Raw genomic sequence first — 21,008 nt, forward strand, 5'->3', positions numbered from 1 at the left:
TAGCCCCATGCCTGCTGCTATGCACGCCGGGTCTTGCTTTCGAATCGAATGCTAGAATCCCGGCTGGTCAGACAGGCCGTCACTTCGGAGAACCGCTTGGACCCAAGGACCACACACGATCCCCTGCAAGACAGCCCACCGGACAAAGCACCCATTTTCCGGCAAATCAAGGACTACCTGGTCGGCGAAATCGCGGCGGGGCGCTGGAAGGAAGGCGACCTGGTGCCGTCCGAACAGGCGCTGGTGCGCCTGTTCGGCGTCTCGCGCATGACGGTCAACCGCGCCGTGCGCGAGCTCACCGCCGAACAGGTCCTGGTACGGCGCCAGGGCTCGGGCACGTACGTCGCACCGCAGAAGTACCAGGCCACGCTGGTCGAGATCCGCAATATCGCCGACGAGATCCGCGAACGCGGCAGGCAGCACACCAGCCGCGTGCTGGTGCTGGCGGCCGGCGTGGCGGACGATGGACTGGCGGCCGAGTTCGCGCTCGAAGCGGGCAGCACGCTGTACCACTCGCTGATCGTCCACTTCGAGAACGACGTGCCGATCCAGTTTGAAGACCGCTGGGTGAATCCGGCCTGCGCCCCGGCCTACCTGGAACAGGATTTTTCCAGCATCACGCCCAACGAACACCTGATGGTGAGCGCGCCGCTGCAGGGCGCGACCTATACCATCGAGGCCCTGCCGGCATCGGGCGACCCGGCCACGCATCTTGGCATCGCGCCTGGCGCGCCGTGCCTGGTGCTGCATCGGCGCACGACATCGGCCGGCCGGATCGCTTCGGTGGCCACGATGTGGCATCCGGGCCATCTGACCCGCTTCACGGGCAGCGTGTAGCGATTAATTATGCGAACAGACAATAAACCATGCCACACTCTGGCCATCTGGCGGAACAGCCATCACCTTCCCCGTCAGGTATGACCATGCCATCGCAAGCCGCCAACGCGCCAGCCCTGGAAGCGCCCTTGCACGTACTGGTGCTCGACGACGATCCGCTGCTGCTGGAAGTAATGCGGGAAATGCTCGCCGCATGCGGACTGAGCAACATCGCGCTCGAAACGCAGGCGTGCAGTGCGCTACGGCGCCTCGACCAATCCATGCCAGACGCCGTGATCTGCGACCTGATGATGCCGGAAATGGATGGCATCGAGTTCCTCCAGGCTGCAGCAGCGCAAGGGTATCAGGGCAAGGTGATCCTGATGTCGGCGCTCGAAGATGGCGTGCGCGAAGCGGCTGGCGAACTGGCGCGTGCACTGGGACTGCAAGTCGTGGGTTCATTTCGCAAGCCGCTCGAACAAAACCAGTTGCGCGCAGCGTTGGCCTGTTGAATTTTTGTACAACCGGCTAAACACTTTTCAAAAAAATGCGGTATTATTCGGCTCATTCCCCGCCTGACACCCTCTAGCCGTTCTTCCAATATTGAAATTCGCACACAGTGCCTCCACCATTGTGTAGTAACAATATTAAGCAACACAGGAAGATACCCGGTAGCCGGTCGAGACGTTCCGCATGTCCTGTCTCAAGGCGTTAATCACAGTTACTACCTCTTATCGAGGAAACCATGAGCGAAAACATCAAACACATCAGCGATGCATCCTTTGAATCCGACGTGCTCAAATCCGAGCTGCCGGTGCTGGTCGATTTCTGGGCCGAGTGGTGCGGTCCTTGCAAGATGATTGCCCCGATCCTTGAAGAAGTCGCCAAGGAATACGGCGGCAAGATCACGATCGCCAAGATGGACGTCGACGCGAACCAGGCTGTTCCAGCCCAGTTCGGCATCCGCGGCATCCCGACCCTGATCCTGTTCAAGAATGGCGAAGTCGCTGCGCAGAAAGTCGGCGCACTGGCAAAAGGCCAATTGACCGCGTTCATCGACAGCAACATCTGATTCAGCTGATACAATAAGCGGCGACGACGCGCCCGCGTCATCGCCTCCCGGCCGGGAGGGCCCACGGCCCATCGCCACCTTCCCGCCTTGATTAACCCACGCAGTTCCCTCCCCTACCTTTTTTACCCGTCACGGGTTACCCAAACACATGCATTTATCTGAACTGAAGGCGATGCACGTTTCCGCGCTGCTGGAAATGGCAATCGGCCTCGATATCGACAACGCAGCCCGCCTGCGCAAACAGGAATTGATGTTTGCAATCCTGAAGAAGCGCGCAAAAGGCGGTGAGCAGATCTTCGGCGACGGCGCTCTCGAAGTGCTGCCGGACGGTTTCGGTTTCCTGCGCTCGCCCGATGCGAGCTATATGGCCTCGACCGACGACATTTATATCTCCCCGTCGCAGATCCGTCGTTTCAACTTGCATACGGGTGACTCGATCGAAGGCGAAGTGCGTACGCCAAAAGACGGCGAACGCTATTTCGCGCTGGTCAAGGTCGACAAGGTCAATGGCGAATCGCCGGAAGCCTCGAAGCACCGCATCCTGTTCGAGAACCTGACGCCGCTGCACCCGAACGAGCCGCTGCGTCTCGAGCGCGACATGAACGGCGCCGAAAACATCACCGGCCGCATCGTCGATTTGATTTCGCCGATCGGCAAGGGCCAGCGCGGCCTGTTGGTGGCGTCGCCAAAGTCCGGCAAATCGGTCATGCTGCAGCACATCGCGCATGCGATCACGGCCAATCACCCCGACGTCACGCTGATCGTTCTGCTGATCGACGAACGTCCGGAAGAAGTGACCGAGATGCAGCGTTCGGTGCGCGGCGAAGTCGTCGCCTCGACCTTCGACGAACCAGCAACCCGCCACGTGCAGGTTGCCGAGATGGTGCTGGAAAAAGCCAAGCGCCTGGTCGAAATGAAGAAGGACGTCGTGATCCTGCTGGACTCGATCACCCGTCTGGCGCGCGCCTACAACACCGTCATCCCTGCCTCGGGCAAGGTCCTGACCGGTGGTGTCGACGCCAATGCGTTGCAGCGTCCAAAGCGTTTCTTCGGTGCGGCCCGTAATATCGAAGAAGGCGGCTCGCTGACCATCATCGCGACCGCGCTGATCGAAACCGGTTCGCGCATGGATGACGTGATCTTTGAAGAGTTCAAGGGTACCGGCAATATGGAAGTGCACCTCGAGCGCCGTCTGGCCGAAAAGCGCGTCTACCCGTCGATCAACCTGAACAAATCGGGCACCCGTCGCGAAGAACTGCTGATCAAGCCGGACCAGCTCCAGAAAATCTGGATCCTGCGCAAGCTGCTGTACTCGATGGACGAGATCGAAGCGATGGAATTCATCCTCGACAAGATGCGCGCCACGAAGAACAACGTGGAGTTCTTCGACATGATGCGCCGCGGCGGCTAAGCCACCGCAACGCATCATGCGCACAGGCAGCCTTCGGGCTGCCTTTTTTGTTGGGCATTGCCGGAAGCCGAAAACCTATTTATAATCGCCGGTTCTGCCCAACCCTGGCAAGTGATCGGCAATCGGGTCAAGAAGCGAGACGACCGACGAAGTGCTGTTTGGCTACCAACTCTATAGAAAGCAAGACCATGAAGACCGAAACTCACCCAGAATACCGCGACGTCGTGTTCCATGACGTGTCGTGCGACTTCAAGTTCATCACGCGCTCGACCATCAACACCCGCGACAAGATCGAACACGAAGGCAAAGAATACCCACTGGTCAAGATCGAGGTGTCGGCTGAATCGCACCCGTTCTTCACCGGCAAGCACAAGATCGTCGACACCGCCGGTCGCGTCGAGAAGTTCCGCCAGAAGTTCGGCGCAGTTGGTTCGAAGACCTCGGTCGCCAACGGCTAATTGCCGATGTAATACCGTCAAAGCCTTCACCGGCTTTGGCCAGACAGCCAGCTTTGCTGGCTTCAAAAAAGAAGCCGCTTACCCGGCTTCTTTTTTTTCGCGGCTATACTACGCGCTCATTTCCGCCATCAGACTTATCGATGAAACCAGTCCGTCTTCCCGCCGCCGCCACCCTGGCACTGCCCCGCTGGGCCCTGCTTGCGCTGGGCCTGTTCTACATTCTGCCAGGCCTGATCGGGCGCGACCTGTGGAAGGAAGACGCCGCCAGCTTCGGCATTATGTGGACGATGGCGCATGGCACGCTGGCCGACTGGCTGTATCCGAACATCGCCGGCCTTGCCAGCGTCGACGAAGGGCCGCTCGCATTCTGGCTCGGCGCCGTATGCATCAAGCTGTTCGGCTGGCTGCTGGGCGACGTGCTCGCCGCCCGCGTTTCGACGGTCGGCATTTTCGTGCTGGGCACGATGTCGCTCTGGTACACCGCCTTCCACCTGGGCCGGCGCGCTGAAGCGCAACCGCTGCGCCTGGCCTTCGGTGGCCAGCCCGAACCGGACGACTATGGCCGCATGCTGGGCGATACCGCCGTCCTGATCTACCTCGGCAGCCTGGGCCTGCTGCTGCAAAGCCACCTGACGCTTGCAGCGACCCTGCAGGGCGCCCTGCTTGCCTTCTTCCTGTACCGCGCCGTACGCTACGTCGAACTTGCCGGCACGCGCAATGCGGTGCTGGTGGGGGTCGCGCTCGGGGCGCTGACACTGACGCAGGGCTTCCTGCCGCCGCTGGTGTTGCTCGTGGCGCTGTTTGCCTGCACCCGCTATCTCGATCTGCCCACGCCGCGCGCGCTGCTCGACCTGGCTGTCGCCGCCGGTGTCGGCTTCGGCATCGCGCTGATCTGGATCGTGCCGGCCACGGCAATCCAGCCTTATGGCCTGTCACCCATTGCCGATTGGCTCGACTGGAACGCGCAGCAGATCGGCTTGCCCGGCTGGCCGGCGCTGAAAGCCTTTTTCCGGATCGGCATCTGGTTCTTCTGGCCAGCCTGGCCATTCGCCTTGTGGGCGATCTGGGCCTGGCGCCGCCAGCAGATGCTGCACATCGTGCTGCCCGTGTTCTTCTTCCTGGCGCTCGTGCTGCAATTGCTGGCCGACCCGGCGCCCGAGAACAGCGACTTCCTGAAAATGCTGCCGCCGCTGGCGCTGATGGCCGCCTTCGGCCTGCCGACGATGAAGCGCGGCGCAATCAACGCCATCGACTGGTTCTCGGTGATGGTGCTGACGATGCTGAGCGCGATCATCTGGCTGTTCTGGATCGCCAAGCTGACCGGCTGGCCGGCGCAGCTGGCCAAGAACGCGCTCAAGCTGGTGCCGGGCTTCACGCCGGAAATCGGCGTGGTCACCTTCATCGTTGCGGCCGGCGCCAGCGTCGGCTGGATCATGCTGGTGCACTGGCGCCTGTCGCGCCAGCCGGCGGTTCTGTGGCGCGCCGTGGTGCTGTCCTCGGGCGGCCTGATCCTGCTGTGGGTGCTGTTGATGACACTGTTCCTGCCCGACCTGAACTACGGCAAGAGCTACGCCGGCGTCGCCCAGCAGATCGCCGCCCGCCTCCCGGCGGACGCCAACTGCATCGCCACCAATGTCGGCGCCGCCCAGCGCGCTTCGCTGGCCTTCTACGGCCGCCTGCCGTTCGTTACGCTCGCCGGCGGCAAGTGCGACTACGTGCTGTTGCAAGACAGCCTGCGCAACCGCGACGACGCGACCTTGCTGCGCAAGTGGAACGTGAGCAATGCGGTGCCGCTCTGGGAAGGCCGGCGTGCATCGGACCGGGACGAACGCTTCCGGCTATTCCGCCAGAAACCCTGAGTCACTTTCCCACAAGCCGCACTTCTGTGCGGCTTGTTCGTTTTGGGCCAATGGCTTGCCAAAATCCACCTGTGCGCGGCAAGTGTTGTCTTTATGAGAAGCTGGCTTCAACGAATGCGTGTTTGCGCGCAGTCAAACGCCAGCCACTGAGCGCTGGTCACAATGATCAAGTCAATGACGATTTAACTAATATTTGGCTGGATATTGCACCAGTTTTCTTGATCGGCGCAAATACGGACTGATGCGAGCAACCAGGGAGAGCACCATGAACAGCGTGACGTTTTCTGAAATTCAGCGCGTCAATCGCCCTGGCTTCCTGCAGCGTATTGATACCTGGCGCCAGTCGCTGCCCTGGGCGCTCACGCTGCTGGCCGGCTTGCCGGTACTGGTGCTGGGCCTACACTTGATCGATCCTGGCACCCCCATGCCGTTCCTCGTGGTGCCCGCCATCATTGGCGGCCTCCTTCCCATCTGCATGCTGGGCCCGGGCCGCTTCGAAATCCGCAGCCGCGTCGATGCCCACCAGATGATCGACACGCTCGACAAAGCGCTCGAAACGCTTGGCTACCGGCGCACAACCACCGACAGCACCACCATCCGCTACTTCCGCCCACGCCCATGGCTGCGCGCGCAGGAAGGCGCGATCGATGTCGCTGTGCGCGAGCACGTGCTCGAGATCGTGGGGCCGATGGGCAGCTTGCGGTTGTTGCAGCATCGGATGACGTGTTAGCTGGCGTGCGGTATGCGATCAGGGCATACGCTCAGCCGTATCTCTCGGGAACTCATAGGGTGAGTTTCGCCACACTGGCCAGCTGAGCAATCAATGTGCTAAGATACCCGCCTGCGATTGGGCCTCTGTGGCGGAATTGGTAGACGCACTTGACTCAAAATCAAGCGCCGTAAGGCGTGCCGGTTCGATTCCGGCCGGAGGCACCACCTACTCGCAGCATGCAGTTGTACTACGCTAAAACCCGTCACCTTTCAAGGAAGCACGGGTTTTTTGCTATCCACCCTCAGTATCATCAAGATCGACTGTCCAGCACCCTGACCGGTGGCATGATCATCATGCATCAGCCCTCTGCCGCTCCCTGCACTGCCGACATTGAGCATGAGCTAATTTTGCCAAATCTAAACCCGGGCTATGACTTGTGCAAAGCTGAGGCTGTGTCCGAATGTCAGACCTGACCCCGACTTCGCTGCCTTACAAAGCTAACGCGTCCTTCAGGTACGGGGGAAGAATTTGGAACATCCAAGTCAAGAGAGAATAGGTGATCACGCAGAACAATAACATTATGGAACAACCAAACTTGCACCCAGGCACCCGGCGTATGTTTCCGAGCCACCTCTTTTAATCTACTCTCAACAGCCTTTGCCTGAGGAAGGATCAACGCGTCATAGACCCCATCATGATTCGCATGCCAGTCAGATGACTTCCTCACAATCTTCGCAAATTGAGTAGCCTTCTTCCTAGACTTATAATAACAATGCGCGCTCGATAAGTTAAATCTATTAAATCCAATAATTTCCTGATAGCTGTTTTCAGATAATATTTTATTGTATTTTTTTAAAGGAAAAACATATTCAACAGGTCCGGGATACTTCTCCTCACGAGGATTTTTCGTAGTAGTGAGAAAAACAAAAGGTGCATCAGAACTTTTGCATTCTATCAACAACTCGGTGATTACTTTAGTTAACTTAGATTCACCTACTTCGACAACCTTTACAGCTTTGATATCGAGTTCACGGGAGATTGATTCCTCTTGATCTCTGAACGCCCAGCTCGAGTCGACGTGAAAGCCTAATGCTTCTGCTTTCCTTGCAATTTCATTTTCGAATAGGTAACCTGATTTTTCGAGCGCTTTGAGCATTTGCTCTGCACTAGGCTGTCCTTTCTTTTCTTCTTCGTTTTTCATTAGAAATTCTACAGTATTTAATTGACAAGATTGAATTAGCTTTTGGTTTGACCAATCATTCGAAAACTTAGGCCAACAATAAGTTAGCATGTTTGCAAGTATTGCACCATGGATTTTGTTAGACTACCCGCGCTAGGCTAAGCGTAATTTAATCATCTGCGCCTACTACGCATGAATTAAGCAGGAGCGTTCTAACCAATTGATTATAAGAATATATAGATTCCGGCCGAATCCAACTCAGCAAAATGACAGGCAGCGAACTGTTGTAGCCCGCCAACAGTTGCAAGCGTTAGTTGCTCAAAATGCAACATTGCCCTACACTCACAATGACCGACCGTTTGATGTCGGCCAGGAGCGACGTGATACCGACCATCTGACGATTGACAATACGAATATCCACTATAAAAAGTTTTTAATAGAAGTTCACTAATTTGCCAACCATTCTAAAATGTGTCTTGAGGAAATTTTAAGGCCCTAATTAACCATTTTTTTCGATCGATTATTTTAATAATGAAACTTTATACTGCGTTTCTTCTAATGCCACTGCACTCAGTTGCTGCCGATAATACTATTCGCGATTATACTAATAGCGATTGGTGGACGGTCTATTTAACAGGGATACTGTGTTTATTTACGCTTGGACTTATGGTGTACACCGCAAAGTTGTGGCATGCGACAGTCAAGCTTTCTAGGGATGCGGAAAAAAATTCAGAGGAACAAAGAGCGCACTTGATCAGCTCTCTTGATGCGACTGAACGCGCTGCTAGCGCAGCTGAAAGAAGCGCCAAAATTTCTGGACAATCGCTATCCACGGCTCAGCGGGCGTTTGTCTTTTTGAAAGGTTTTGACTCTATCCCCAATATCTTTGAAAATGTACTAAAAGAGTACGTAATCTTTGCTTACGCAGAGAATGCCGGGGTGACCCCAGCGCAAGATGTTCGATTCGCAAGTAGTATTCAAATGCAACGAGGATCTGCGCCACAGGTCCCTTTCTTCAAAACTGATTTCACTGGATCATCTACTAGTGTCATGGGGCCCAGGTCACAAGTAAGAAGCGGGTATCTTCCTGTTTCCGCCGGCGATCTATATGATTGCTGGCTAGGTAAAACAAAGATATTCATCTGGATGCGCTTAGAGTACAGAGATATTTTTAGCCAAGAGCTGCTGCATCATCATGAACAGTGTGCGGAAATTAGTCTGATTCACGATCCGCGCAGCGCCCCGCCAATGGGCCACCCACCCTATCTTCAATTTCGGGTAACCGGAAACCAAAATAGCTCATCTTGAGTGCGAGTGTCTGCTGGGGGTCAGCAGCAGACGTTGGTATCACTCATACTTGAATTATGGACTCGAGTTACACTTTTTAGACAGACAAGAGCAACTGCGCATAAATTACGCAATCTATCTACAACTCATTGATTATAAATAAATTAGGATTCCGGCCGGATGCAACTCAGCAATATGCCATGCAGCGGACCATTGCAGCCCCGCAATGCTCACAAGCAGTAGTTGCTCAACATGCAACAGTAGCCTACACTGACCATCGCCGACTGTCCGGTATCGGCCAGGAGCGGTCAGTCGAGCCGGTGCGTATTGTCTAACTGGTTTTTGAAAGGCTTGCGATGAGTAGACCACTGCCATTGAAAGAACTGCTTGACGAATGGTATCGGTGGGCCGAATGGATCTCCTCTGAGAACCGAGATGAAACGAAGAGCGATGACCTTACTGGTTGGTTTGAGTTCAACTGGGTCGTTGAAGATGACCCTGAATTGGCTTGGAAGGCAATTATCGAGGCCATTGATCAGCCAAGAATGGCACCGTATTTAGGCACCTTGGCTGCGGGGCCCCTCGAAGATTTGTTAGACCTACACGGTCCGGCCTTCATCGAACGGATCGAGCAATGTGCACGGTCGAATGCGCGTTTCGCCAGCATACTTGGCGACGTGTGGCAGTCTGCAATGCCTGACTCGATTTGGAAGCGCGTGCAAGCTGTACAAATTTGTTGAGCGGCCGTCCGGTATGGGTCGCATCCGGTCAGTTTCGACAGGCAGGAATCGGCCAATAGCAGACGGTATGCGATCCCGGATTTCAATAAAGGCATCAGATGAGAAGCAACAGAGTGGCTACGATAGTTGGAACCGCCATGATTGCTGGCAGCGTACCGTGCACACTTGCGATCTTGGTCTTTGCTCAACTTATGGCAGCGCGTAACGCTGGGCACCCTGCTGGTGGCGACGCCATCGGGCTGATGATGATGTCACTCGTCGCGTATGCGATTGCAGTGCTCAGTTTCGTATTTGGGATTATCTACTTCGGCTTTGCCGCTCTCAAAAACAAACTGGTCTTAAGCCCTTGGCACTGGTTTGGCATCGTGTATTCCCTTATCCAAATCACGATCCCGATCGTCTACCTTCTATTTCCCCCAAGGTAATTACGCCGTGAACGTCTGCTGTGGGTCGAAACCAGCCGATCGAGACAGGCAGGAAACGGCCAGAAGCAGACGTTGCATGTTTAAAGGAATTGACGATGGTTGAGCAACCTACGTTTCACGAGTTAGAGAGCTACTTGGCCCGGATGCCAGCTCTAATATCACCATTTGGTCGTGGCTTCGACGAGAGCGGAGGATGGTGGATAAAATTCGGGATCGATATCGATCATCCTCTGGCTTGGGGAGTTGTACAGGAGCTTGGGCATGTCCTGAACTATCTTTCAGTCGACCAACAATTGCCAACAGTGTTCAAACCCGTCTCGCCGCCCCCCTACTTGAACGGCGGTCCACGTGACTACCTCACTTGGGTTATCGAATGCCATGATGCTGACTTTCACCCGAGAACGACAGCCGAGTGGCTCGAAGGTAGATTGCCTCGCCCGGTAGACGATTTATCGCAGTGGACAATTGACGACTGAGCATGTCGGAATGTCTGCGATTGGTCGAATGTCTGCGATTGGTCGACAGTTACCTATTCACACAGGCAGTAACTTTCTAACCTGGCAACCTGCTCAGCTGACGCGAACGGCCGAGTTCGGCCAGAAGCAGTCATCCAAACATGGAGCTAGTATGGCGTTGTTGTTGCACGAGGTTTGGGAAGAGCTTGATGAGAATGGGCAGATACTTGAGGCGTTATGCTTGGCTGGGCCGGACGGCGACGCACTCAGGGCAACACTTGGCGAAAGCGCTAACCTAGTCACGACTTTCGAAGCTGCATCCCATGTCGAAGCGATGACGAAATACTATTCAATGTATGGCCGTGGTGAATATTTCGCGGGGCACCCGACCGACTACAATCCGTATCCAAACGAATGGCGAGCACGTCAACAGACCCACTGCTGAGGTGCCAGTTAAGGTTTCTTGTCAACGTCCGCTTCGGGTCGAAAGCAGACGTTGGTAGCACTCACACTTGCATGATGGACTCGAGTTGCACTTTTTGGACGGGCAAAAGCAACTACGCATAAATTACGCAATCAATTTACAACTCATTGATTATAAATAGATTCGGATTCCGGCCGGAGGCACCACTTACTCGCAGCATGCAGTCGTACTACGCTAAAACCCGTCACCTTTCAAGGAAGCGCGGGTTTTTTGCTATCCACCCTCAGTATCATCAAGATTGACTGTCCAGCACCCTGACCGGTGGCATGATCATCATGCATTAGCCCTCTGCCGCTCCCTGCACTGCCGACATTGAGCATGAGTTCATTTTGCCAAATCTAAACCCGGGCTCTGAGTTAGCTCGTGCAAAGCTGAGACCGTGTCCAAATGTCAGACCTGACCCCGGCTTTTCAGTTCTGATCCAGCCCTTTCTATGCGGAAATTATCCAACGTTCCACTGGACATGCACGCTTCGATGCGCTCAAGTAACGATTTTTACACCTCGTCAATCAATGATTTGTCGAAAATAATTACACCATCTTTGATTACAATCAAAGACCTACTCATAAGTCATTGATTTCTCACCAATTCTCACAGTGGCCCATTTATTGCTTAGTATAAGGAATCTATCAAAAAACTTAAGGAATAGTAATGAAAAGCATTTTTATGACATTGGCAGTAGCTGGCGTGATGGCGATGAGTGGCGCTGCTCAAGCTGCGCCTGCTCTGTATTCGCAAGTCGGCACGCAGAATACGGCAACGTATAGCTTCACCGCAGCAACCACTGGCAACCTGACTGGCTATTTTGCTGGTTCCAAAGCCGACTATGAAAACGAAGTCGGCATGATGGTCAATGGCGTTGCTACCGGCCTGTTCGGCTTGAACAACAAGACGTCGGCGTATGGTCAGGCCTTCAACTTCGGCAACGTTGTCGCTGGCGACGTTCTGGTGTTTGTACTGTCGAATATCAAGCCAGGCAACATCGGTCCTTGGTACTCGCAAACGAATTTGAACAGCGATCTGACCAACCACGTCTACTCGTCGTATTACGCAGGCGATGACCGTCTGAGCGCCGGCACCTATGTTGCATTCGAAGACAAGCCACGTGGCGGCGACTTCAACTACAACGACATCAGCTTCGTGTTCTCCAATGTCACGACGGAAGTGCCTGAGCCTGCATCGATCGCCCTGCTGGGCCTGGGTATCGCAGGTCTGGGTCTGAGCCGTCGCAAGAAAGCAGTCAAGGCATAACAAACGCCTGCTGCATGGTCAGGCCAGTGGCATGCGTGCCGTGGCCTGACCATCGTGAAACGCACAGGTTCTGTCGCGCTGTTGATCAAGCAGCGCAATATGCCGGAGCGGCAATCAGACGCTTGTAGTCGTATCACGCTAAAAACCCGCCATCCTTGCAGGAAGCGCGGGTTTTTTGCTATCCGCCGGCCGCATCCTCAGGCGCGACCGGTGCAGCGCCTTCCACCGGCAGCCGAATCGCAAAGGTCGCTCCCCGTCCCCGCCCTTCACTGCTGACACTGAGCGTGCCCTCATGCAGTTCCACGATCCGGCGCGCGATATACAGCCCCAGTCCCAGCCCGGTGGCATTGTCATGCTGCTGCAGCTTGAACGCCCCAAACACATGCGGCAGATCGTCCGCCTCGATCCCCTGTCCTGAATCGGCGATGTCGATCTCGACCCATCCCCCGCTGCGGCGGATACCGATGCGGATCACCCCGCCCACCGGCGTAAACTTGACCGCATTGAACAGCAAGTTCCAGCACACCTGCTGCAGGCGCTGCCCGTCGGCCTCGAAACGGATGTCCGCGCCGTAATCTGCGGGCGTCACCTGCATCAGGATCTGCTTGGCATGCGCGTGCGGCTCCACCGTGGCGATGGCTTCGCGCAGCACTTGCCCCAGCACGATCGGCTTGCGCACGATGGACATCTGTCCGGTCAGCGTGCGCGCCGCGTCGATCAGGTCGTCGACCATGCCGGCCTCCTGGCGCACGTGCACGCGCATCGATTCCAGGCCGCTCACTGCCTTCTCTGGCAGGTCGGGAATCGTGCGCAGCATCAGCTCGATGCGCATCGACAGCGCCGACAACGGCGTGCGCATCTCGTGCGAGACGGTCGCCAGGAACAGCTCGCGCGTGCGGTTCACGCGCGTCAGGTCGTCGATGGTTTCGCGCTGCCGGTCGAGCGTGCTAGAGAGCGTAAGCAGCAGGGTTTCGTAGGTGGCCATGCGCTGCGCCGATACGGGCGCATCAAGCCGCACTTCACTCCACAGCAGATGGCCCGACACGCCGATTTGCCGGCCGATGCGCTCGCAGGCCAGCGGCGAGCTGAAATCGGCAAAGCGCCAGCCGAACACCAGCACGCCATACACGTTGCCGTGCAAGAGCAGCGGCAACGCGCGCACGCAGAAACCTTCGCTGAATTCGCTGGCCGCTGGCGTGCCCTGCTGGCAGACGTCGCGCGCCAGGCTGCGCTCGAGCGCCGTGCCGGGGCCGTCCTCGGCCCACAGCGTCGACTGCTCGGCGAGGAAGGTCGACATGCGCGAGCCGGTCAGCGGGCCGATGCGGCGCACGCCGGTCGCATCGTAGACGGACGTCACCAGCCCGGTCGCCTCGGTGTACTGGCGCAGCGGCGCGCGCCAGTCGTCCCAGTCGATGGGCGGCTTGTCGGGCAGGTCGACGGTAATCACCGGTTCGTTTCGACCGGCTGGTGCGTCGACTCGGGCAAGGGTTCGCCATTGGCAACGGCTTCCTCGATCATCGGACTCTGGCGCGATGGAGAACGCGACAGCAGACCGTAATACGACGAGAACGGCAGTTGCGGGACGGCCTGGGTATTGCTGCCGCTATCGTCCTTCAGGATCAGGCCGCCCACGTCGATCGTGTATTCGCGCGTCACTTGCAGGTTGCGGCTGCCGCGCACTTTCGGCACCGCCAGGGCGCGGCGCAGCACGGTGGAGATTTCCACGTAGTTGAGCAGGATGATGTTGTCGACCAGATGCGAGCCCTTGAGCTCTTCGCTGATCTGCGATACGCCCAGCAGTTCGGGGCTTTCGTAGTTGAACAGCGTCGTGGCCAGCCGGTTCTTGAAGAAGCTCGCCAGCGCGTACAGGTAATCGGCCACTTCGCTGCGGCTGGTCATTTCATACACGGCGATCGAGTCGAACACGACGCAATCGATGCCTTCTTTTTCCACCAGCTTGATGATGCGGTCGAAGTGCACGTCCAGCTCGAGTTCGAGCGGCGACTCGTAATGGATGAACAGGTCGCCCGCATCGACCAGCGCCTGCAGATCGAAGCCGAGGGGCTTGGCGTTGCGCATCAGCTGGCGTGCGTGTTCGTCCAGGCTCACCAAGAGCGCCTTGTGGCCGTTCTTGATCGCGTCGCTCAGGAACTGCACGCTGAGCACTGTCTTGCCGGTGCCGGAAATGCCGCTGACCAGCGTCACCGAGCCCTTGTAGATGCCGCCGTCCATCATTTTGTCGATGGCGGACGAGCCGGTCGACAGGCGTTCTTCCGACGTCGGCTGATCGGGCGACATGACGGGACGCGACTGGGCGCGGCGGTACACGTGCACGCCCTGGTGCGCTTCGATGCGCATGGTGTGGCTGCCGCCGATGAAATCCTGGCCGCGCGACTTGGCCACTGTCAGGCGGCGATGCACGCGGCGGCGCGATTCTTCGAACGTCAGCGAGATGATGGTGTCGAAGACGAAGCGCTCGTGCGCCAGCACGCCGCCGAGCGACGCGTCCTTTTCGGCAGTGACCATCGTCGTCACGCCCAGGCGTGTAAGCCCCTCGATCAGCAGGTGCACGTCTTCGCGGAACGGGATGTCGTTGCCTTCGGCGTACAGGCGCAGTGGCGTCAGGCCGTCGATCAACAGGCGCTTGGCGCCCATCGCCATCAGCGCGGCCGAAAACGCGCCGTCGCTGCTGCGAAATTCGCTCATCAACACGGCCGGGCTGGTCTGAATGATCTTGATGCGGCCCTGGTCGATCATGCCCTGCAGGTCCCAGTCGAAGCCGGCGGCGTCGCGCAGCAGCTTGGCCGGGTCGAGCTCGAACGAGACGATGGCGCCCGGCTCGTCGAAGTCGACGGCGCCGCGGTAGATGAAGCCCAGTCCCAGCGTCGTCTTGCCCGCACCGGGCGGCCCTTCAACGAGCAGGTTGTTATTGCGTGGGATGCCACCGTGCAGGATCTCGTCCAGCCCCACAATCCCCGTCCTCACCAACGCGCTCATGAACTCACCTTTTTTGCAGAATGAACCAGCTTATCATGTGTACAAGCTGCGCTCCAGCAGCAGCGGCACGCGGCTGGGCCTTGTGTCTGGCAACTCCGTCTCGATGCCGATGGTATGTGCACACGTCCATGCGCGCTTTTGGTCTGCGATAGGACACGCAGTGGCGTACTTGCCCCTGTCAACGTGACGTAGCACGCCGCTCGTAGCGCCGCTCGATGGCGCTTGCCGTGCCGTCGCGCTCGATCGTTTCAAACTCCGCATTCAGGCGCTTGACCAGCGCGTCGGGCACGGCCCGGTTGCAGGCCAGGTAGACGGCGACCCGGTTGAACACGAACACCGGCACGATCTGCTTGTCCCAGCCGTTCCGGGCCAGCACGTCACTGCCCGCGCGCCAGCTGGCGGCCCACAGGTCGATGCGGCCCTGCAGCAGCTTGGGCGGATTGAGCATGTCATGGGGCGACGTATCGACGATATGGCCCCGGCTGCGCAGATAGGTGTCGCGGGCGTCGCCGGCATAGGTGCCGATGCGCAGGCCGCGTGCATCTTCGAGGCTGGCGATCCGCCAGGCCCGGTCAGCGCGCCCCATCAGGACCCACTGCGCCTCGTCGGTTGGCCCGATCCATTTGAACAAGGCTTCCCGTTCGGGCGTGCGGGTGGCGGAGTACACGCAGCCGTTGGCCTGCTGCAGTGCGGCCGCGTACGCGCGCTTCCAGGGCAACAGCGTGATGTCGTGGGTGACCCCGGCGCGTTCCATGACAACCCGGATCTTGTCGGTGGCAATGCCGACCACGCGCCCGTCTTCGAGCATGCTTGACGGCGCCGAGCTCTCGGTGGTGATCGACAGGTAGGGCACGGCCGGCGGGGCCGCCCTTGTCATTGCCGACAGGCTGCCCGACAGGATGACAAGGCCAATGCAGAGTTGCCGAAATCGCATTTGATTCTCTTGGATGACCGCCATGGGCACGGCGCGCAAGGGCGACGGGACGTTGTTGACTGCGCCCCCAGCATACCAGCGAGCATGATTTTTACGCAATGAACAGCCTGAGATGGTCGCTTGGACGCTACAGAACACAACAATTCGTCCGGCAATCTCACGTGCACCAACACAGTAAATTCGGAAAATGCGATACTTCGATTTAATGCTCCATGGAAGTTTTTTTTACTTCAGTACAACCATACCTTCACTATGCTGCCATCGTTTGCCGTTCCTGAAGATCCATCCCTGCTGACGTATGGGATGTACGACCCCACCCTGGTGGTGCTGTCGCTGCTGGTGGCGATCTTCTCGTCGTGGATGGGGTTGCAGGTGACCGGCCAGGCCAGCACCCATCCGTCGCACCGGGCCATCGCGCTTGGCACGGGCAGTCTGGCGCTCGGCGCCGGGGTCTGGGCGATGCACTTCATCGGCATGCTTGCCTTCGACCTGTGCACGCCGGTGCATTACGACCACTGGACAACGCTGCTGTCGGCGCTGCCCAGCATCGGCGCGTCGTGGGTGGCGCTGAGCCTGATCTCGCGTCCCGAAATGCGCCTGTCGCATTTGCTCGTGGGCGGCGTGCTGGTCGGCGCCGGCATCGGCGCGATGCACTACGCCGGCATGGACGGCATGCGCATGCGCCTGTCGCTGCACTACGATCCGTTCACGTTCGCGGTCTCGATCCTGGTTGCCGTGATCCTGGCCACGCTGGCCCTGAGCGTGCGTCACGGCCTGTCGCGCTTCCAGTCGGTGTCCGAATCGCGCCGCCTGCTGCTGTCGGCCTGCGTGATGGGCTGCGCGATCGCCGGCATGCATTACACCGGCATGGCCGCTGCGCGCTTTTCGGGCACGGTCGATCCGGGCGGCGCGGCCGATACCAACAGCGGCTTTCTGGCGCTGTCGATCACGGTGACCACGGTGGCGCTGTCGGTGGCCGTGCTGGGCGTGAACGGCCTGCTGCGCTATCGCCAGATGTTTCAGGATCTCTCGCGCAGCGAAGCCTGGATGCGCGCCCTGCTCACCACCACGGTCGACGGCGTGATCACGGTCGGGCGCGATGGCGTCATCACTGAATTCAATGCGTCTGCCGAGCGTATCTTCGGCTGGCGCAGGGGCGAAATCGTCGGGCGCAGCATCGGGCTGCTGCTCACCGAGCGCGGGCGCGCCGCCAACTTCAACGTGCTGACCGTGCTGGCGCGTGGCAGTCTGGAAGGCATCAACACCAGCACCGAAACCTGGTGCCTGCACAAGGATGGCCACGAAGTCCCGGTACGGGGCGCGATCGGCCATGCGCGCCTGGGCGAGCAGGACCTGTTCGTCTGCTTTGTCACCGACATCAGCGAGCGGCGCGCGATGGAAAGCGCGCTGCAGGCCAGTGAGCAGCAGTTCCGCTCCCTGATCGGCAATATTCCCGGCATCTCGTACCGCAGCGCGCTCAATGACGAGTGGCCGATGATCTTCATGAGCGATGCGGTCGAACGCGTCACCGGTTATCCGGCGCGCGACTTCCTGGGCAGCCCGCCGCGCCGCGTGTTCGGCGCGATGATCCACGCCGAAGACCGCCTGCGGGTGGGCAAGGAAACCAGCGCCGCGATGCGCGAGCACCGGCCGTACCTGGTCGAATACCGCCTGCTGCATGCCGATGGCAGCGTGCGCTGGCTCTGGGAAAACGGCACCGGCGTGCACGACGACGCCGGCAACCTCCAGTACCTCGATGGCGTCATCCTCGACATCACCGAGCGGCGCGAGATGGAAGAAGCGCTGCGCTGCGCCAAGGAGAAGGCCGAGCAGGCCGCGGCCGCCCGCGCGACCTTCGTGGCGAATATGAGCCACGAAATCCGCACGCCGATGAATTCGATCCTGGGCTTTACCGACGTGCTGCTCGACGGCGAACTCAATCTCGAGCAGCGCCGCCACCTGGATACCGTGCGCTGCGCCGGCCGCGCCCTGCTGCGGCTGCTCAATGAAATCCTCGACACGGCCAAGCTCGAAAAAGGCGCGGTCGAACTCGAACAGAACGACTACAACCTGCTGTCGCTGATCGATGAACTGTCGTCGACGCTGGCGGCCAATGCGCGCGCCAAGGGCCTGCACCTGGATATCCAGTACGACCCGGCGCTGCCGACCGGCCTGCGCGGCGACGAACTGCGCATGCGCCAGGTGCTCACCAACCTGCTCGACAACGCGATCAAGTTCACTGCCACCGGCGGCGTGACGCTGACGGTGAGCGCCGATGTCGACCAGCTGTGCATCGCCGTGATCGACACCGGCATCGGCATCGCGCCCGAGCGCCTGGCAGCGATCTTCGATCCGTTCACCCAGGCCGACGCGTCGATGACGCGCCGCTTCGGCGGCACCGGGTTGGGTACGACAATCAGCAAGCAGCTCGTCGAGCTGATGGGCGGGCGGATCTGGGCCGAGAGTACGCCGGGCCAGGGCGCGACCTTCCACGTGCGCGTGCCGCTGATCCTGGCGCGCTTTGGCAACCAGGCGCCGCGTGTGCGCAGCGCCGCCGTGCTGCCGCCGCTCCGCGTGCTGGTGGCCGACGACGTGCCGCAGAACCTCGAACTGATGCAACTGCTGATGACGCGCCGCGGGCACACGATGACGGCCGCGCGCGACGGCGGCGCGATTGTCGAACTGGCCACCAGCGGCGAGTACGACGTGGCGCTGATGGACTTCCAGATGCCGGTGATGGATGGCCTGGACGCGACCCGCGCCATTCGCGGGCACGAGGCACGCCACGGAAGGGCGCGCCTGCCGGTGATCGCGATGACCGCCAGCGTGCTGGCCGAGCACCGCCAGGCCAGCGTCGATGCCGGCATGGACGGCTTTGCCAGCAAGCCGGTCGACTGGTTCGCCCTGTCACACGAGATCGCGCGCGTGCTCGGTCTCGAAGGTGGCGTGCCGGTCGAAGCGACCGCCGTCCCGACGGCGCCACGCGAAGTGCTCAACCGGCGCGCCGGCCTGCACCGCTGGAGCAACCGCGAAGACGCCTACGCCGAAGCCCTCGACCACTTCAGCCGCCAGTACGCGCAGCTGGATGGCGCGATGCGCCTGCATGCCGCCGGTGGCGAGCACGTGCAGCTGCGCATGCTGGCGCACAAGGTGCGCGGCGCCGCCGCCAACGTCGGCCTGGAGCGCTTGTCCGATGCGCTGGCCACGCTGGAGCAGGCGACCAATGCGGTGCCGACCGACGAGCGGCACGCGGCCGAGGCCCTGGGCGTGGCAGGACAGGCGCTAGAGGCCGCGCTGGCCGCGATCGGCAACGTCGCCGCCACGCCGGCGCCGGCCACGCCAGGCGCCGGCGTCGACCTGACACGCGCGCGGCGCGCCGGCGGCGTGCTGCTCGAAGCGCTGCGCCGCGGCGCCCTGAACGACGGCGCCATGACCAGCCTGGGCGTGGCGCTGGCCGCCCATCCGGCCATCACCCGCGTGGTCCAGGTGCAGTCGGCCATCGCCGATTTCGACTTCGATCTCGCCCTCGATCACCTGGAAGCCGTGCTGGCGATCCTGGGGACCGAGTCCTCTGACGGCGCGCCCGGCGACGCCACCAACGATCCTTTCGCATGAACCAACCGAATACCCGACCGCTGATCCTGGCCGTCGACGATGAAGCGAGCAACCTGCAACTGCTGCGCCAGATACTGCAGGACCACTACCGCCTGCTGTTTGCCAAGGATGGCGCGCGCGCACTCGAACTGGCGCGCCAGGAGCAGCCCGACCTGATCCTGCTGGACGTGATGATGCCGGGGATGTCCGGCTACGAAGTGTGCGCGGCGCTGAAGGCCCATCCGGCCACGGCGTCGGTGCCGGTGATTTTCGTGACCGCCCTGACCGAGACAGCCGACGAGGTGGAAGGGTTCGAGGCCGGCGCGGTCGACTACATCACCAAGCCGGTCAGCCCGCCGGTGGTGCGCGCGCGCGTGCGCACCCACCTGTCGCTGGTGCGCATGGAAGCGCTGCGCGCGAGCCGCCTGGAGATCGTCCAGCGCCTGGGCCTGGCGGCCGAGTACAAGGACAACGAGACCGGCCTGCACGTGATCCGCATGAGCCATTTTGCGCACGTCCTGGGCATCGCGGCCGGCCTGAACGAGCTGGAAGCGGACGACCTGCTGCACGCGGCGCCGATGCACGACGTGGGCAAGATCGGCATCCCGGATCGCATCCTGCAGAAACCGGGCCCCCTTGACCCCGACGAGTGGAAGATCATGCAGAGCCACGTGACGATCGGCGCCGAGATCATCGGCGAACACGCGAGCGGCATGCTGGCGCTGGCGCGCCAGATCGCGCTCACGCACCACGAAAAATACGATGGCAGCGGCTACCCGAACGGCCTGGCCGGCGAAGCGATCCCGCTGGTCGGCCGCATCGTGGCCATCGCCGACGTTTTCGACGCCCTGACCTCGCTGCGGCCGTACAAGAAAGCCTGGACCGAAGAAGACGCAGTCGCCTTCCTGCACGACCAGAAAGGCCGCCACTTCGACCCCCAACTTGTCGACCTCTTCACCACCCGCCTCCCCGCCATCCGCGAAATCCGCACCCGCTGGGCCGAAAAAGCCTAACCCCACCCCCAAAAAACAATGAGGGTCAGAGTAGAATTGTTGGGCAATTACCCAAAGTTGCCAAACAATTCGACTCTGACCCTAATTATTTTGGGGGCTTTTTTGGCGGTGCGCGGCGTTTCTGATGCCGGCTGTAATCGAATTTTTTCGGAGCATCAAATTACGCGCCAAACTGGCAAAAATTAATTAGGGTCAGAGTCGATTTATTGGGCAATTCCTCAAAGTTGTCAAACAATTCGACTCTGACCCTAATTGTTTTTCAAGGGTTTTTGGGCATGGATTTGTGTTGGTGACAGCGACTCAGGCGGGGATTGGGGAGG

Annotated in this window: 18 protein-coding genes and 1 tRNA gene; 15 read left to right on the top strand and 4 right to left on the bottom strand. The window is 59.5% G+C overall.

What is annotated here, in order from left to right:
* Positions 1–123 precede the first annotated feature (123 nt).
* The 8 genes from hutC to NX775_RS09395 all read left to right on the top strand — a co-directional run bounded on the left by hutC (position 124) and on the right by NX775_RS09395 (position 6,552).
* Positions 124–837: a histidine utilization transcriptional repressor HutC gene (hutC, locus tag NX775_RS09360; RefSeq protein WP_502572602.1), complete on the top strand. Its 714-nt coding sequence runs from the start codon at positions 124–126 to the stop codon at positions 835–837.
* A gap of 86 nt (positions 838–923) precedes the next feature.
* The gene (locus NX775_RS09365) at positions 924–1,328 is read left to right on the top strand and encodes a response regulator (protein ID WP_258835753.1); all 405 of its coding nucleotides are present in this window, start codon (positions 924–926) and stop codon (positions 1,326–1,328) included.
* A gap of 233 nt (positions 1,329–1,561) precedes the next feature.
* Positions 1,562–1,888 (top strand): thioredoxin TrxA, encoded by a 327-nt coding sequence (trxA, locus tag NX775_RS09370; protein WP_183556197.1) that lies wholly within the window; start codon positions 1,562–1,564, stop codon positions 1,886–1,888.
* Positions 1,889–2,036: 148 nt separating this feature from the next.
* A complete protein-coding gene (gene rho / locus NX775_RS09375; RefSeq protein WP_183556196.1) occupies positions 2,037–3,299 on the top strand; it encodes a transcription termination factor Rho in 1,263 nt (420 codons plus the stop codon).
* 188 nt (positions 3,300–3,487) lie between these two features.
* Positions 3,488–3,757, top strand: coding sequence for a type B 50S ribosomal protein L31 (locus tag NX775_RS09380; protein WP_183556195.1), 270 nt, complete (start codon positions 3,488–3,490; stop codon positions 3,755–3,757).
* Between the two features lie 140 nt (positions 3,758–3,897).
* Positions 3,898–5,616 carry an ArnT family glycosyltransferase gene (locus NX775_RS09385; RefSeq protein ID WP_258835754.1) on the top strand — a complete coding sequence of 573 codons (1,719 nt, stop codon included), beginning with the start codon at positions 3,898–3,900 and terminating at the stop codon, positions 5,614–5,616.
* Between the two features lie 265 nt (positions 5,617–5,881).
* Entirely contained in the window at positions 5,882–6,346 is a 465-nt protein-coding gene (locus NX775_RS09390; protein WP_258835755.1) for a hypothetical protein, read from the top strand.
* Positions 6,347–6,467: 121 nt separating this feature from the next.
* A tRNA-Leu gene (locus tag NX775_RS09395) sits at positions 6,468–6,552 on the top strand.
* Between the two features lie 239 nt (positions 6,553–6,791).
* On the opposite strand, the gene NX775_RS09400 is transcribed toward NX775_RS09395, so the two are convergent.
* Positions 6,792–7,529, bottom strand: coding sequence for a hypothetical protein (locus NX775_RS09400; protein ID WP_258835756.1), 738 nt, complete (start codon positions 7,527–7,529; stop codon positions 6,792–6,794).
* Positions 7,530–8,039: 510 nt separating this feature from the next.
* On the opposite strand from NX775_RS09400, the gene NX775_RS09405 reads away from it, so the two are divergent.
* From NX775_RS09405 to NX775_RS09425, 5 genes are all read left to right on the top strand, one after another.
* Positions 8,040–8,816 (top strand): hypothetical protein, encoded by a 777-nt coding sequence (locus NX775_RS09405; protein WP_258835757.1) that lies wholly within the window; start codon positions 8,040–8,042, stop codon positions 8,814–8,816.
* Positions 8,817–9,151: 335 nt separating this feature from the next.
* Positions 9,152–9,535 carry a DUF6869 domain-containing protein gene (locus NX775_RS09410; protein WP_258835758.1) on the top strand — a complete coding sequence of 128 codons (384 nt, stop codon included), beginning with the start codon at positions 9,152–9,154 and terminating at the stop codon, positions 9,533–9,535.
* A gap of 137 nt (positions 9,536–9,672) precedes the next feature.
* Positions 9,673–9,960 (top strand): hypothetical protein, encoded by a 288-nt coding sequence (locus NX775_RS09415; protein ID WP_258835759.1) that lies wholly within the window; start codon positions 9,673–9,675, stop codon positions 9,958–9,960.
* 627 nt (positions 9,961–10,587) lie between these two features.
* The gene (locus NX775_RS09420) at positions 10,588–10,860 is read left to right on the top strand and encodes a hypothetical protein (RefSeq protein ID WP_258835760.1); all 273 of its coding nucleotides are present in this window, start codon (positions 10,588–10,590) and stop codon (positions 10,858–10,860) included.
* 690 nt (positions 10,861–11,550) lie between these two features.
* Positions 11,551–12,150 (top strand): DUF4114 domain-containing protein, encoded by a 600-nt coding sequence (locus NX775_RS09425; protein ID WP_258835761.1) that lies wholly within the window; start codon positions 11,551–11,553, stop codon positions 12,148–12,150.
* Positions 12,151–12,328: 178 nt separating this feature from the next.
* Here NX775_RS09425 and NX775_RS09430 read toward each other — a convergent pair whose 3' ends face one another.
* The 3 genes from NX775_RS09430 to NX775_RS09440 all read right to left on the bottom strand — a co-directional run bounded on the left by NX775_RS09430 (position 12,329) and on the right by NX775_RS09440 (position 16,081).
* Complete coding sequence (locus NX775_RS09430; protein ID WP_258835762.1) at positions 12,329–13,597, bottom strand: sensor histidine kinase; 1,269 nt, start codon at positions 13,595–13,597, stop codon at positions 12,329–12,331.
* Positions 13,594–15,147 carry an ATPase domain-containing protein gene (locus NX775_RS09435; RefSeq protein WP_258835763.1) on the bottom strand — a complete coding sequence of 518 codons (1,554 nt, stop codon included), beginning with the start codon at positions 15,145–15,147 and terminating at the stop codon, positions 13,594–13,596. The genes NX775_RS09430 and NX775_RS09435 overlap by 4 nt, the downstream gene beginning before the upstream one ends.
* A 178-nt stretch (positions 15,148–15,325) precedes the next feature.
* Positions 15,326–16,081 carry a substrate-binding periplasmic protein gene (locus NX775_RS09440; RefSeq protein WP_258835764.1) on the bottom strand — a complete coding sequence of 252 codons (756 nt, stop codon included), beginning with the start codon at positions 16,079–16,081 and terminating at the stop codon, positions 15,326–15,328.
* A gap of 303 nt (positions 16,082–16,384) precedes the next feature.
* On the opposite strand from NX775_RS09440, the gene NX775_RS09445 reads away from it, so the two are divergent.
* Positions 16,385–19,696, top strand: a complete 3,312-nt coding sequence (locus tag NX775_RS09445; protein WP_258835765.1) for an MHYT domain-containing protein — start codon at positions 16,385–16,387, stop codon at positions 19,694–19,696.
* A complete protein-coding gene (locus tag NX775_RS09450) occupies positions 19,693–20,688 on the top strand; it encodes a response regulator (protein ID WP_258835766.1) in 996 nt (331 codons plus the stop codon). Before NX775_RS09445 ends, NX775_RS09450 begins: the two co-directional genes overlap by 4 nt.
* The last annotated feature ends 320 nt before the right edge of the window (positions 20,689–21,008 follow it).

Source organism: Massilia aurea, from assembly GCF_024753205.1.
GTDB classification, from domain to species: Bacteria; Pseudomonadota; Gammaproteobacteria; order Burkholderiales; family Burkholderiaceae_D; genus Telluria; species Telluria aurea.